This is a genomic window from Sphingopyxis sp., from assembly GCF_016463645.1.
Taxonomy (GTDB): Bacteria; Pseudomonadota; Alphaproteobacteria; order Sphingomonadales; family Sphingomonadaceae; genus Sphingopyxis.
On the sequence record NZ_JAEMQX010000111.1, the window covers coordinates 1 to 11,958 of the forward strand.

The window sequence follows — 11,958 nt, forward strand, 5'->3', positions numbered from 1 at the left end:
GCGAACCGCGGCAAGATCAAGTGAGGCAAGTCGCCGGGCGTTGACCGGGGCAGGAGATCGTTCGATGCGTCTGATCGCGGGTCTTCTGGCGCTTGTTGCGGGATTCGCATCGTTTCCGTCGGCGGTTGCCGCATCGCAGTCCCTGCCATGGAGCGCGCCGGCGACGACGAAAGTCGTGACCGAGGAGCGCGGTTTCGAGAACGGCGATACGCGGCTGTCGGGGACGCTCCATATGCCGGCGCGCCGCGCGCCGGTGGCGGCGGTCGTCGTCGCGCACAGCGCGTCGTCGCCGCTGCGCTCGGCATCGCTCTACGACCATCTCAAGACCGCGCTGCCGGCGCTCGGTATTGCCGTCTTCGCTTATGACCGGCGCGGATCGGGCCAGTCGGGTACGAAGACGGCCGGAGGCGACTTCACTTTGCTCGCCGACGATGCGATCGCTGCGGTGCAGAGCCTGAAGGCCGATCCGCGTATCGATCCGAAGCGCGTCGGCATATGGGGATTGAGCCAGGGCGGCTGGATCGGACCGCTCGCCGCATCGCGCAGTCCCGACATCGCGTTCGTGATCGCCGTGTCGGCGCCCGTCGTCACGGCGGACGTGCAGATGCTCTTCTCCTCGACCAATCATCTCGTCGCCAACGGTCATTCGCGGGCCGAGATCGATCAGATGACCGCGACGCGCAAGGCGGTCGACGATTATATGCGCGGATCGGGCAGCCGCGAGGCGGCGCAGAAGATGATCGACGCCGCGAAGGCGCAGCCATGGTTCAAATATACCTACATGGGCGAAACCGTGCGCGACCGTGCGGTTTCGGGATGGCGCCGCGAGATCGAGAATGATCCGCTGAAGAATCTGTCGGCGGTCACGGTTCCGACGCTCGTTCTCTACGGCGCCGACGACGCGGTCGTGCCGGTCGCCATATCGCTCGATCGTCTGCAAGCCATCGCGGCGCAAATGCCGAATATGGAGGTGCACAGCATCGCCGGCGCCGACCATGCGATGGCGATGTCCGTCGATCGGACGATCTCGCTCGACCCGAAGCATGACGGGACCGAGCGGCCGGATTCGGAGGAATATCTCGCCCTTCTTGCGAGCTGGCTTGCGCGGCAAGGGCTCGTCGCAAACTGAATATTGCGACAGGCTAGGCACAGGCAAACGGGGCGATCGGCCGCTCGGTTGACATACTACCTACTAGAAGGTAGGTGTCCGATATGAGCAATATGCGTGGTACATCCGAAGCAATCCTCGCCTGCGCGCAATCGCTGATCGTGACTGGCGGGTATAATGGTTTCAGCTACGCCGACATTGCGGGGGTGGTCGGGATCCGCAAGGCGAGCATTCATCACCATTTTCCGGCCAAGGCCGACCTCGTTCGCACCCTCGTCGCGCGCTACCGCGAAGCGGCGCAGGCGGGGCTCGCAGCGATCGGGAGCCATCGCCCCGACCCCGTCGATCAGCTCCGTGCCTATACGGGCTACTGGCAATCCTGCATTGCCGACGGAAGCGCTCCGATCTGCATCTGCGCGCTGCTGGCCAGCGAGATACCCGTTCTTCCCGACCCCGTGGCGTCCGAGGTCCGGGCCCATTTTCGTGCCCTGTCCGCCTGGCTTGCTGCCGTGCTGGAGCGCGGCCGGGAAATGGGCCGGATCCGCCTCGCTGCGCCGCCACAGGCAGAAGCGGAGCTGTTCATGGCCACCGTGCACGGTGCCATGTTGTCGGCGCGGGCCTTTGGCGAGCCCGCGATGTTCGGCACGGCGCTTGCGCCCCTCCTCGGGCGACTGAGCACCGAAACCTGATCTCGCCGCAGGACGGTTCACACCATTTTGCCTACCAATCAGAAGGTAGACTTTGAAAAGGAAAAGCAATGTTCGGAATCTCGACGCTCGGCTGGGTGCATACGCTTGGCAGCCTCCCCGCCATTCCGCTGGCCGCCTATATGTTTCTGCGTCACGGGCGGATCGTGCCCCGGTCGCGAAGCGGCGCCGCCTATTTCATCTTCATGGTCATCGGCGCCGCGTCAGTGTTCCTGATCTCGCGCCAGCCGGTAAGCTATGCGATCGGCGGGATCACCCTCATACTGTTGTTCGCGGGCTATGGCCTCGATCGCCTGCCCGGGGCCCGGAGCGTCAAGCTGATCGCCGAAACCGTCTGTCTCAGCATCACCGCGTTTCTGCTGATGCTGCCGACCGTGACCGAGGTGCTGCGCCGCGTTCCCGACGGCCATCCGTTCGTGACCCGGCTGGACTCGCCGCTGTTGCTGGGAGCGCAAGGAACGCTTCTTGCCATTCTGGTCGTCGGCGTGGCTGCGCAGGTCATCCGGCTGCGGCGACGGGATCGCGAAGCCTGAGGCGGTGAAGGCCGGCCGTTACGGGCATTGCCGCGCCGCCCGCCGAAAGGATTTGATCGCCTGGGCTCCTAAGCAATTGCATATCGTGGCAGGAGGGCTTACCGGCACCGCATCGACCGTTTAGAGTCAGGACAGGGCTGATATGGCTGGCAATCAACCGGGCGCGCGTCCGCGCTCTCCGCATCTACAGGTGTATAAATGGACCCCCGCGATGGCGGTCTCGATCTTTCACCGCGTCAGCGGTGACGGTCTCGCGATCGTCGGCGGCCTCATGTTCCTCTGGTGGCTCGGCGCGCTTGCCGCGGGACCCGATGCCTATGCGGCGTTCGTCGCCTGCGTGTGGCACGACCCCAGCCCCGAGATTGGCACCTTCCACCAAGTCACCAATATCCTTGGCAAGGTTGTCGTGATCGGACTGACCTGGGCCTTCTTCCAGCATCTCTTCTCGGGCCTTCGCCACTTCGTGCTCGACACCGGTGCGGGGTACGAACTCAAGACCAACAAGCTCTGGTCGATCCTCATCTTCGTCGGTGCGATCGCCGCGACCGTGGCGGTCTGGCTCACTGTCTTTGCGGAGGCGCTCAATGGGTAACGGAACGCGTCTCGGCCGCGTGCGCGGGCTCGGCTCGTCGCACCATGGCTCGCACCACTGGATCCAGCAGCGCCTGACCGCGCTCGGCAACATCCTGCTCGTCACCTGGTTCGTCGTCTCGATGTTCCGCCTGCCGCTGACGGATCACGCCGCAGTGCTGCGCTGGGCATCGAACCCGAGCGTCGCCCTCGCGCTGATCCTGATGGTCGCCAGCGTCTTCTGGCACCTGCGGCTCGGGCTGCAGGTGATGATCGAGGACTATGTCCACGGCGAGGCGACCAGGATCCTGTCGCTCGTCCTTTTGAACTTCTACGCGATCGGTGGCGCCGCCTACGGGATTTTTGCCATCGTCCGCATCGCGCTTGCGCCCGCCGCCGGGCTTGCTCCGGGGGGCATGTAAGATGACCGACGCCTACAAGATCATCGACCATATCTATGACACCGTCGTCGTCGGCGCCGGCGGCTCGGGTCTGCGTGCGACGATGGGCAGCGCCGAAGCGGGCCTCAAGACCGCGTGCATCACCAAAGTGTTCCCGACGCGCAGCCACACCGTCGCGGCGCAGGGCGGCATCGCCGCCTCTCTCGGCAATAATTCGCCCGACCATTGGCAGTGGCACATGTACGACACCGTCAAGGGCTCCGACTGGCTCGGCGACCAGGATGCGATCGAATATATGGTGCGCGAAGCGCCGAACGCGGTCTACGAACTCGAACATGCCGGCGTGCCGTTCAGCCGCAACCAGGATGGCACCATCTACCAGCGTCCGTTCGGCGGTCACATGCAGAACATGGGCGAGGGTCCCCCGGTGCAGCGCACCTGCGCCGCAGCCGACCGCACCGGCCACGCGATGCTTCACGCGCTCTATCAGCAGTCGCTGAAATATGACGCGGACTTCTTCATCGAATATTTCGCCCTCGACCTGATCATGGAAGACGGCCCTGACGGCAAGGTCTGCCGTGGCGTGATCGCGCTGTGCATGGAGGATGGCAGCATCCACCGCTTCCGTTCGCAGGCTGTTGTCCTCGCGACCGGCGGTTACGGCCGCTGCTATTTCACCGCGACCTCGGCGCATACCTGCACCGGCGACGGCGGCGGCATGGTGCTGCGCGCCGGCCTGCCGCTGCAGGATATGGAATTCGTCCAGTTCCACCCGACCGGCATCTATGGCGCGGGCGTGCTCATCACCGAGGGTGCGCGCGGCGAGGGCGGGTACCTCACCAACAGCGAAGGCGAGCGTTTCATGGAACGCTATGCCCCGTCGGCGAAGGATCTCGCGTCGCGCGACGTGGTGTCGCGCTCGATGGCGCTCGAAATCCGCGAAGGCCGCGGCGTCGGCCCGCACAACGACCATATCTACCTGCACCTCGATCATATCGATCCCGCGGTGCTCGCCGAGCGCCTGCCCGGGATCACCGAGAGCGGCAAGATATTCGCGGGCGTCGACCTGACGCGTCAGCCGCTCCCCGTCGTGCCGACGGTCCATTACAATATGGGCGGCATCCCCTGTAACTATCACGGCGAAGTCGTGACCTTGGGCAAGGATGGCCCCGATACGGTCGTCCCCGGCCTGTTCGCGGTCGGCGAAGCCGCGTGCGTGTCGGTCCATGGCGCGAACCGTCTGGGTTCGAACAGCCTCATCGACCTCGTGGTGTTCGGCCGCGCGACCGGGCATCGCCTGAAGGAAATCCTGACCCCGGGCGCAGCGCAGCAGCCGCTGCCCAAGGACAGCGCCGACCTCGCGCTCGCGCGCCTCGACCATTTCCGTAATGCCGATGGCGGCTCGCCGACCGCGGCAATCCGGACCGAGATGCAGCGCGCGATGTCGCAGCATGCCGCCGTGTTCCGCACCGACGAGCTGATGGCGGAGGGCAAGGAAAAGCTCACCAAAACCTATCAGCGGATGAACGACGTCCATGTCACCGACCGCAGCCTGATCTGGAATACCGACCTGATCGAAACGCTCGAACTCGACAATCTGATCAGTCAGGCGACGGTGACGATGCATTCGGCATTCAACCGCAAGGAAAGCCGTGGCGCCCACGCGCACGAGGATTTCCCGAACCGCGACGATGCGAACTGGATGAAGCACACGATAGCGTGGTTCGACGGCTGGGGCGGCAAGGGCGGCGGTGTCCGCCTCGATTACCGCCCGGTCCACGAATATACGCTGTCGGACGACGTCGAATATATCAAGCCGAAGGCGCGGGTCTATTGATCCGCGCCGGGCAGGTGGCCGGGCCTAATCGCCGAACAGGCTGCGCACCGGGTTGATATCGGAAAAGGGCACATCGACGTCCTCGCCCATGATCCAGAGTTTCTGGCACGCGATGGCGAAGAACATCAGCGCGATCGTCCAGACAATGAAGGTCTTGCGGGCGATCCAGCGGCGCTCGGCCTCGGCCGCCTTGGCGCGCTCCTTGTAGTCGATCCCCAGCTCGCCCTCGAACTCGGCGACAAGCTGCGCGCGGCGGGTACGCGAAATGTTCGCGATACTCGCGTCTTCTTCTGCGCGTGCCGAACGGCGTTTTGCCATGATCCACCCTGGCCCAGCTAGTCCTGCTGCCACCGTAGCGAAAAGCCCCTGCCAAAGGGTTAACCCTCCGCTATCGGTTCGTCGCAATTCCGATCAGCTTGATGCGTGCCGTGGCGCCGCGAAGCAGCGTCAGATCGCGCGGTGGGCGGCGGAGCGCCGCGGCGAGCAGACGCAGCACCGCCTCGTTCGCCGCGCCGTCGGCAGGGGGCGAGGTGACGCGGATCTGGACGATATCATCGACGATGCGGACATCGTCGCGGCTCGCACCGGGCGTCACCCGCACCTCGATCCGCCCCGATGCGGCGAACGCGGACAGCGCCTCGGTCAGCGCGGGGTCGGGGCGATACTTCAGATGGTGATGACCAGCTTGCCGACCGCGGTCCGGTCGCCGAGCTTGGCGATCGCCTTGCCGCCGTCGGCGAGGCCGAAGCTTTCGGTGACGCGCGGCTTGATCTTGCCCTGTTCCCATAGCTGGAACAGGCGCGCGATATTGGCGCGGTTGCGCGCGGGTTCGCGCATCACGAAGGCGCCCCAGAAGACGCCGGCGACGTCGCAGCTCTTGAGCAGGGTGAGGTTGAGCGGCAGGCGCGGGATGCCCGCGGGGAAGCCGACGACGAGGTAGCGGCCCTCCCATGCGATCGAGCGCAGCGCGGGTTCCGCATAGTCGCCGCCGACCGCATCATAGATGACGTTCGCGCCATTCGGGCCGACGGCTTCCTTGAACTTGTTCGCAAGCTCCTTCGACTGGTCCTTGTCGAACGGCTGGCGGCCATAGACGACGACCTCGTCGGCGCCCGCCTGACGCGCGACGTCGGCCTTCTCCTCGCTCGATACACCCGCGACGACGCGTGCGCCAAACGCCTTGCCGAGTTCGACGGCGGCGATGCCGACACCGCCCGATGCGCCGAGGACGAGCAGGGTGTCGCCTTCCGAAATATGGCCGCGATCGACCAGCGCGTGGATGCTGGTGCCATAGGTCATCAGCAGGGAGGCACCTTCGGCGAAGCCGTGCGCTTCGGGCAGGTGATAGACATTATGCACCGAAACCGCGACGGCCTCGGACATTCCGCCATTGCCGCAGCCCGCGATCACCCGGTCGCCCACCCTGAACTCCGTGACACCTTCGCCGACTTCGGCAACCAGCCCCGCAACCTCGCCGCCGGGGGCGAAGGGGCGCTCGGGCCGGAACTGATATTTATCCTCGATGATCAGCACGTCGGGGAAGTTGACCGCGCAGGCCTTCACGTCGATCACGATCTGGCCCTTGCCCGCGGTCGGGCGCGGCAGTTCGCCGAGTGTCAGAGTTTCGGGGCCACCGGTTGCGGTCGACAAGAGAGCCTTCATCATCTTCTCCTCTATGGTGTTTTGTCAGCCTTATGCTGCGGGCCGCATCCACGGCCGGTCGGCGTCGAGCTGCTTTTCATAGGCGTCGATCGCGCTATCGCTCTTTTCGGTCAGGGAAATCTCGTCGAGTCCTTCGAGCAGACACATCTTGCGGAACGGATCGATCTCGAAGGTGAAGCGGTCCTGGAACTGCGTCGTCACCGTCTGATGCTCGAGGTCGACGAAAACCGGGTCGGTCGCCGCGACCTCCATCAGCCGGTCGATCGCCGTCTGCGGTAGGACGACGGGCAGAATGCCGTTCTTCACCGCATTGCCCGAGAAAATGTCCGAATAGCTCGGCGCGATCACGACGCGGATGCCGAGGTCGCCGAGCGCCCAGGCGGCATGCTCGCGGCTCGACCCGCAACCGAAATTGTCGCCCGCGATCAGGATCGGCGCGCCCTTGTATTCGGCGCTGTCGAAGAGGTTTTCGGGGTCCTTGCGGATCGCCTCGAACGCGCCGCGGCCCATGCCCTCGCGCGTCGTCGTCTTCAGCCAATGCGCGGGGATGATCACGTCGGTGTCGACATTCTTGAGCCCGAACGGGATCGCGCGGCCTTCGACCTTGTCGAGCGGGGTCATGCCATCAACTCCCGCACATCGGTGAGCTTGCCCGTCACAGCCGCCGCCGCCGCCATCGCGGGGCTGACGAGGTGCGTGCGCGCACCGGGACCTTGGCGGCCGACGAAATTGCGGTTGCTCGTCGAGGCACAGCGTTCGCCCGCGGGCACCTTGTCGGGGTTCATCGCAAGGCACGCCGAACAGCCGGGTTCGCGCCATTCGAGCCCCGCGTCGGTGAAGATGCGGTCGAGCCCTTCGGCTTCGGCCTGTGCCTTCACGAGCCCCGAGCCGGGGACGACGATCGCCCAGCGGACATTGTCGGCCTTGTGGCGACCCTTGATCACTGCCGCGGCGGCGCGCAGATCCTCGATGCGGCTGTTGGTGCAGCTGCCGATGAAGATATTCTCGATGGCCACGTCCTGCATTCGCGTCCCCGGCTCGAGCCCCATATAGGCGAGCGACTTGGCGGCGGCCGTCTGCTTCGACGGATCGGCAAAGCTGTCGGGCGCGGGGACGACGCCGGTGATCGGCACGACATCCTCGGGGCTGGTGCCCCAAGTTACGCTCGGCGCGATGTCGGCGGCGTCGATGATCACGACCTTGTCGTATGTCGCGCCGGGATCGGTCGCGAGGCTTTTCCAGTAAGCGATCGCGGCGTTCCAATCGGCGCCCTTCGGTGCATAGGGCCGCCCCTTGATATAATCGAACGTCGTCTCGTCGGGCGCGATCAGGCCCGCGCGCGCGCCGCCCTCGATCGCCATGTTGCTGACGGTCAGGCGGCCTTCGATCGACAATGCGCGGATCGCGCTGCCCGTATATTCGATGACATGGCCGGTACCGCCCGCGGCACCGATGACGCCGGTGATGTGGAGGATGATGTCCTTCGCCGACACGCCGGGGCCGACTTCGCCCTCGACGCGCACTTCCATCGTCTTTGACGGCTGGAGCAGCAAGGTCTGCGTCGCGAGCACATGCTCGACCTCGCTCGTCCCGATGCCGAAAGCGAGCGCGCCGATGCCGCCGTGGCAGGCGGTATGGCTGTCGCCGCAGACGATTGTCGTCCCGGGAAGCGAAAAGCCCTGCTCGGGCCCGACGACATGGACGATGCCCTGTTCGGGCGCCACCGCGTCGATGTAGCGGATGCCGAATTCGGGTGCGTTCCTTTCGAGCGCCGCGAGCTGCGCCGCACTTTCGGGGTCGGCGATCGGCAGTTTGTTGCCCGCCGCATCGAGGCGCGCCGTTGTCGGCACATTATGGTCGGGAACCGCAAGCGTCAGGTCGGGACGGCGCACCGTGCGGCCGGTCGCGCGAAGCCCGGCGAACGCCTGCGGGCTGGTGACTTCATGGACGAGGTGGCGGTCGATGAAGATCAGGGCGGTGCCGTCGGGGCGCTGTTCGACGACATGCGCGTCCCAGATTTTCTCGTAAAGGGTGCGGGGCCGAGTCATGCGGCCCACTTACGCTGCCCACATAACTTTGCAAGCGAGTGGCGATCAAAAACGCAATTTTCGGTCGCGCCCGATGGAGTATAACCGGGCCATGTCGACGCCTGCCATCATCGTGCTCATCCTTGCCGCCGTCCTGGCGATGGAATGCATCGCCTGGGCGAGCCACAAATATATCATGCATGGCTTCGGCTGGGCCTGGCACCGCGACCACCACGAACCGCACGACAAGCTGCTGGAAAAGAACGACCTGTTCGGCCTTGTCGGCGCCGCGATGAGCATCTCGATGTTCGCCCTCGGCAGCCCGATGATCATGGGCGTGTCGGCATGGGAGCCGGGGACGTGGATCGGCATCGGTATCCTCTTCTACGGGATCATCTATACGCTGGTGCACGACGGCCTCGTCCACCAGCGCTATTTCCGCTGGGTACCGCGACGCGGTTATGCGAAGCGACTCGTACAGGCGCACAAGCTCCACCATGCGACGACCGGCAAGGAGGGCGGAGTTAGCTTCGGCTTCGTGTTCGCGCGCGATCCGGCGAAGCTCAAGGCCGAACTCAAGGCGCAGCGCGAAGCCGGGATTGCCGTGGTGCGCGAGGCGCTCGCCGACTAGGCCGTCCGATAATCCGCCGTAATCACCCCCGCCGCGGCCAGCTCGGCCTCATGGCTTTCCTCTCGCCATGTTTCGAGCAGCGCCTGCCGTTCCCATTCGATCATCGCCGGATGCGCGAGCATATGGTCGACCCACGCCTGCGCGGCTCCGACGTCGAGGCCATAGGTGCGGATGCGGAAGGCCACAGGCGCGAAAAAGGCATCGACCGCGGTAAAGCTCGCACCTGCGAGATACGGGCCGCCGAAGCGCGACAGACCCTCGCCGAACAATTCGCGGATGCGCGCGATATCGAGGCGGAGCGCGCCCGACGGTGGTTTAGGCGTCACGCGGACGCCGACGTTCATCGTGCAATCGTTGCGCAGCGCCGAAAAGCCGCTGTGCATTTCGGCCGTCGCGCACTGCGCCCAGGCGCGCGCGTCGGGGTCGGCCGGCCAGACACCCTCGTGCCGGTCGGCGAGGTAGAGCGTGATGCCGAGCGAATCATGGACCGTCCGTCCGTCGTCGAGCAGCACGGGAACCTGCCCGGTCGGCGAAAAGCTGCGGAACTCGTCATAGTTGATCGGGTTGGTGAAGGGTTCGATCTGATCGTCGAAGGGGATACCCAGGCCCTTCATCAGCATCCATGGGCGGAGCGACCAGCTCGAATAATTACGGTTGGCGGTGATCAGCACATACATGCTTCGCGCTCCTGTCGGACGATGGGGGAGGTGTAGTCGGGATCGTGCGCGAAGGGCAGTTCGGTGCCGTCGCGAAGCGCGGCAAGCACGCTGCCGAAATCGCTCCGCGCGCGCCAGCCGAAGCGGCGTTCGGCGCGCGAAGGATCATAGACGCGGTCGATCGTCTCGGGAAGCACCCAGCCCCGCGCGGCATAGAGTTCGGCGGCGTCGGGGTGGTGGCGCGCGATCACCGCGCGCGCGTCGCGGGCGAGCTCTTCGGCTTCCTCGCGCGCGAACGGAGGCGGGGCCGACACGATGAAGGTGTCGCAGCCGATCCGGGGCGCCGCCTCGAGCGCCGCGAGATGCGCCTCGGCGGCATCCTCGACCGTCAGCCGGCGGTTGAGGAACTCGTTCGCCTTGAGATTCAGACCGCCCGGTTCCTCATGCGTATCGTCCTCTTCGGGAAAGAAGCGGCCAGTGCGGAGGATCGCCAGCGGGATTCCATGCTCGCGATAGACCAGCTTCAACGCCTGCTCGGCGGCGAGCTTGGTGATGCCATAGATATTGCGCGGCTCGATCGGGCCGAAATCCTCGTCCATCCACCACGCCCCAGCCTCGCCCGCGCCCGCGCGAACGTCGGCGCGGACCATCAGCGACGTGGTCGAGGTGAAGAGGAAGCGGTCGTTCCCCGCCGCGACCGCCGCCTCGATCAGGTTCAGCGTGCCGGTCACATTGACGTCGACGAAGGCCTGCCGGGGATAGCGCACGATGTCGGGCTTGTGCAGCGCGCCGCCATGGATGATCGCCTCGATACCATGCTCGCCCATCGCCCGGTCGATCAGCGTGCGGTCGGCGACGGTGCCGATCACTCCGGTATGCGCGCCGGGCACGACGTCGAGGCCGGTCACTTCATGTCCGTTTTCGGCGAGCATCGGCGCGAGAGTGCGCCCGAGCCAGCCCGACGATCCGGTCAGCAGCACGCGCATCGATGATTCTCCTCCCGGCCTTCGACGCGCGCCTGATACACAGCGGCTGCTACTCTTTCAAACTCACGTTCGCCGGTGCGGACGCCGCCGCGCCGCCCGTCACCGGCGGCAGTTCGCCGAGGTCGAGCCAGCGCGCATCCGCGCGCCCATGATAGCTGTCGATCGCCGCGAAGGGGATGCGGAAGGGAAAGCCCCAGTCGCTGTTCCACATCGCGACGACGCCGGTTCGCGTCGCGGGCTCGAAAATCATCGTCGCGCGATAGCCTGAAACGGCGCCCGAATGGCCTGCGAGCCGGTAGTCCTCATAGGTGAAGTTGCGCCAGCCGAGCGCGTAGGAAGCATCGCTATTCGCCTGCCGTAGCGACCCGCCATAGAGTCGGCCCGTGCCGACGCGCGGGCGATGCGCCAGTTCCAGAACCGCACCCGGCAGCACATCAGGGCGCTTGCCCATCATCGCCTGCATCCATTTGGCGAAATCGACGATATCGCTTTCGACCCCCGCCGCTGCAGGCACGCGCCAATAGGCTTCCTTGACCGGGCGGACCTGCGCGCCGCGGTGCGGCTTCGCCCAGTCCTTGGCACCGGTCAGCCGCTCCATTCCGTAGCCCGCGCTGACCATACCCAGCGGGCGGAAGAACCGGTCCTCCACCGCGTTGGCGAAAGGCTCGTTAGCGGCCTGCGCCAATATCTCGCTCGCGGCGTCGAAGGCGACATTCTGATAGGTGTGACAGGTGCCGGGCTCGCATTGCAGCGGCGCAAGCGCAAGTCTCGCGCGCAGCAACTCCGGGCTCTGCCCTTCCTCCAGCTTCTCGTCATAGGCGTTTTTGGTGAGGCCGGTGC

15 protein-coding genes are annotated in these 11,958 nt (G+C 65.7%); 7 read left to right on the forward strand and 8 right to left on the reverse strand.

The annotated features are described in order from the left end of the window. Positions 1-64 precede the first annotated feature (64 nt). From JHC57_RS17580 to sdhA, 6 genes are all read left to right on the forward strand, one after another. Positions 65-1,129, forward strand: coding sequence for an alpha/beta fold hydrolase (locus tag JHC57_RS17580; protein WP_294031629.1), 1,065 nt, complete (start codon positions 65-67; stop codon positions 1,127-1,129). 83 nt (positions 1,130-1,212) lie between these two features. Next, positions 1,213-1,797 (forward strand): TetR/AcrR family transcriptional regulator, encoded by a 585-nt coding sequence (locus tag JHC57_RS17585; RefSeq protein WP_294031631.1) that lies wholly within the window; start codon positions 1,213-1,215, stop codon positions 1,795-1,797. A gap of 68 nt (positions 1,798-1,865) precedes the next feature. Beyond that, positions 1,866-2,348, forward strand: coding sequence for a hypothetical protein (locus tag JHC57_RS17590; protein ID WP_294031633.1), 483 nt, complete (start codon positions 1,866-1,868; stop codon positions 2,346-2,348). A gap of 142 nt (positions 2,349-2,490) precedes the next feature. Further along, positions 2,491-2,940, forward strand: a complete 450-nt coding sequence (gene sdhC / locus JHC57_RS17595) for a succinate dehydrogenase, cytochrome b556 subunit (RefSeq protein WP_294031635.1) — start codon at positions 2,491-2,493, stop codon at positions 2,938-2,940. Continuing rightward, on the forward strand, positions 2,933-3,340 hold the full coding sequence (gene sdhD, locus JHC57_RS17600; RefSeq protein WP_294031636.1) for a succinate dehydrogenase, hydrophobic membrane anchor protein: 408 nt from the start codon (positions 2,933-2,935) through the stop codon (positions 3,338-3,340). Before sdhC ends, sdhD begins: the two co-directional genes overlap by 8 nt. A gap of 1 nt (position 3,341) precedes the next feature. Beyond that, positions 3,342-5,156, forward strand: a complete 1,815-nt coding sequence (sdhA, locus tag JHC57_RS17605) for a succinate dehydrogenase flavoprotein subunit (protein WP_294031637.1) — start codon at positions 3,342-3,344, stop codon at positions 5,154-5,156. 24 nt (positions 5,157-5,180) lie between these two features. Here the strand turns inward: sdhA and JHC57_RS17610 are convergent, their stop codons facing one another. The 5 genes from JHC57_RS17610 to leuC all read right to left on the reverse strand — a co-directional run bounded on the left by JHC57_RS17610 (position 5,181) and on the right by leuC (position 8,866). Continuing rightward, positions 5,181-5,474 carry a hypothetical protein gene (locus tag JHC57_RS17610; RefSeq protein ID WP_294031639.1) on the reverse strand — a complete coding sequence of 98 codons (294 nt, stop codon included), beginning with the start codon at positions 5,472-5,474 and terminating at the stop codon, positions 5,181-5,183. A 70-nt stretch (positions 5,475-5,544) separates the two neighbouring features. Continuing rightward, on the reverse strand, positions 5,545-5,757 hold the full coding sequence (locus JHC57_RS17615; protein ID WP_294031641.1) for a DUF167 domain-containing protein: 213 nt from the start codon (positions 5,755-5,757) through the stop codon (positions 5,545-5,547). Between the two features lie 65 nt (positions 5,758-5,822). After that, positions 5,823-6,818 carry an NADPH:quinone oxidoreductase family protein gene (locus JHC57_RS17620; protein WP_294031653.1) on the reverse strand — a complete coding sequence of 332 codons (996 nt, stop codon included), beginning with the start codon at positions 6,816-6,818 and terminating at the stop codon, positions 5,823-5,825. Positions 6,819-6,848: 30 nt separating this feature from the next. Then, on the reverse strand, positions 6,849-7,439 hold the full coding sequence (leuD, locus tag JHC57_RS17625; protein WP_294031643.1) for a 3-isopropylmalate dehydratase small subunit: 591 nt from the start codon (positions 7,437-7,439) through the stop codon (positions 6,849-6,851). Next, the gene (gene leuC / locus JHC57_RS17630) at positions 7,436-8,866 is read right to left on the reverse strand and encodes a 3-isopropylmalate dehydratase large subunit (RefSeq protein WP_294031645.1); all 1,431 of its coding nucleotides are present in this window, start codon (positions 8,864-8,866) and stop codon (positions 7,436-7,438) included. The genes leuD and leuC overlap by 4 nt, the downstream gene beginning before the upstream one ends. Before the next feature lie 91 nt (positions 8,867-8,957). On the opposite strand from leuC, the gene JHC57_RS17635 reads away from it, so the two are divergent. Continuing rightward, complete coding sequence (locus tag JHC57_RS17635) at positions 8,958-9,476, forward strand: sterol desaturase family protein (RefSeq protein WP_294031646.1); 519 nt, start codon at positions 8,958-8,960, stop codon at positions 9,474-9,476. Here JHC57_RS17635 and JHC57_RS17640 read toward each other — a convergent pair. The 3 genes from JHC57_RS17640 to JHC57_RS17650 all read right to left on the reverse strand — a co-directional run. Then, complete coding sequence (locus tag JHC57_RS17640; protein WP_294031648.1) at positions 9,473-10,153, reverse strand: glutathione S-transferase family protein; 681 nt, start codon at positions 10,151-10,153, stop codon at positions 9,473-9,475. The two genes, JHC57_RS17635 and JHC57_RS17640, sit on opposite strands and share 4 nt — an antisense overlap. Then, positions 10,141-11,118, reverse strand: a complete 978-nt coding sequence (locus JHC57_RS17645) for an NAD(P)-dependent oxidoreductase (RefSeq protein ID WP_294031650.1) — start codon at positions 11,116-11,118, stop codon at positions 10,141-10,143. Before JHC57_RS17645 ends, JHC57_RS17640 begins: the two co-directional genes overlap by 13 nt. Before the next feature lie 49 nt (positions 11,119-11,167). Continuing rightward, positions 11,168-11,958 (reverse strand): serine hydrolase (locus JHC57_RS17650; protein WP_294031651.1); only part of this gene is annotated, 791 nt, incomplete at its 5' end.

What these genes read in the sequence shown, in the direction of transcription:
- JHC57_RS17580 (WP_294031629.1), top strand. Translation starts at nt 65, where the DNA reads ATGCGTCTGATCGCGGGTCTTCTGGCGCTTGTTGCGGGATTCGCATCG.
- JHC57_RS17585 (WP_294031631.1), top strand. Translation starts at nt 1,213, where the DNA reads ATGAGCAATATGCGTGGTACATCCGAAGCAATCCTCGCCTGCGCGCAA.
- JHC57_RS17590 (WP_294031633.1), top strand. Translation starts at nt 1,866, where the DNA reads ATGTTCGGAATCTCGACGCTCGGCTGGGTGCATACGCTTGGCAGCCTC.
- sdhC (WP_294031635.1), top strand. Translation starts at nt 2,491, where the DNA reads ATGGCTGGCAATCAACCGGGCGCGCGTCCGCGCTCTCCGCATCTACAG.
- sdhD (WP_294031636.1), top strand. Translation starts at nt 2,933, where the DNA reads ATGGGTAACGGAACGCGTCTCGGCCGCGTGCGCGGGCTCGGCTCGTCG.
- sdhA (WP_294031637.1), top strand. Translation starts at nt 3,342, where the DNA reads ATGACCGACGCCTACAAGATCATCGACCATATCTATGACACCGTCGTC.
- JHC57_RS17610 (WP_294031639.1), bottom strand. Translation starts at nt 5,474, where the DNA reads ATGGCAAAACGCCGTTCGGCACGCGCAGAAGAAGACGCGAGTATCGCG.
- JHC57_RS17620 (WP_294031653.1), bottom strand. Translation starts at nt 6,818, where the DNA reads ATGAAGGCTCTCTTGTCGACCGCAACCGGTGGCCCCGAAACTCTGACA.
- leuD (WP_294031643.1), bottom strand. Translation starts at nt 7,439, where the DNA reads ATGACCCCGCTCGACAAGGTCGAAGGCCGCGCGATCCCGTTCGGGCTC.
- leuC (WP_294031645.1), bottom strand. Translation starts at nt 8,866, where the DNA reads ATGACTCGGCCCCGCACCCTTTACGAGAAAATCTGGGACGCGCATGTC.
- JHC57_RS17635 (WP_294031646.1), top strand. Translation starts at nt 8,958, where the DNA reads ATGTCGACGCCTGCCATCATCGTGCTCATCCTTGCCGCCGTCCTGGCG.
- JHC57_RS17640 (WP_294031648.1), bottom strand. Translation starts at nt 10,153, where the DNA reads ATGTATGTGCTGATCACCGCCAACCGTAATTATTCGAGCTGGTCGCTC.
- JHC57_RS17645 (WP_294031650.1), bottom strand. Translation starts at nt 11,118, where the DNA reads ATGCGCGTGCTGCTGACCGGATCGTCGGGCTGGCTCGGGCGCACTCTC.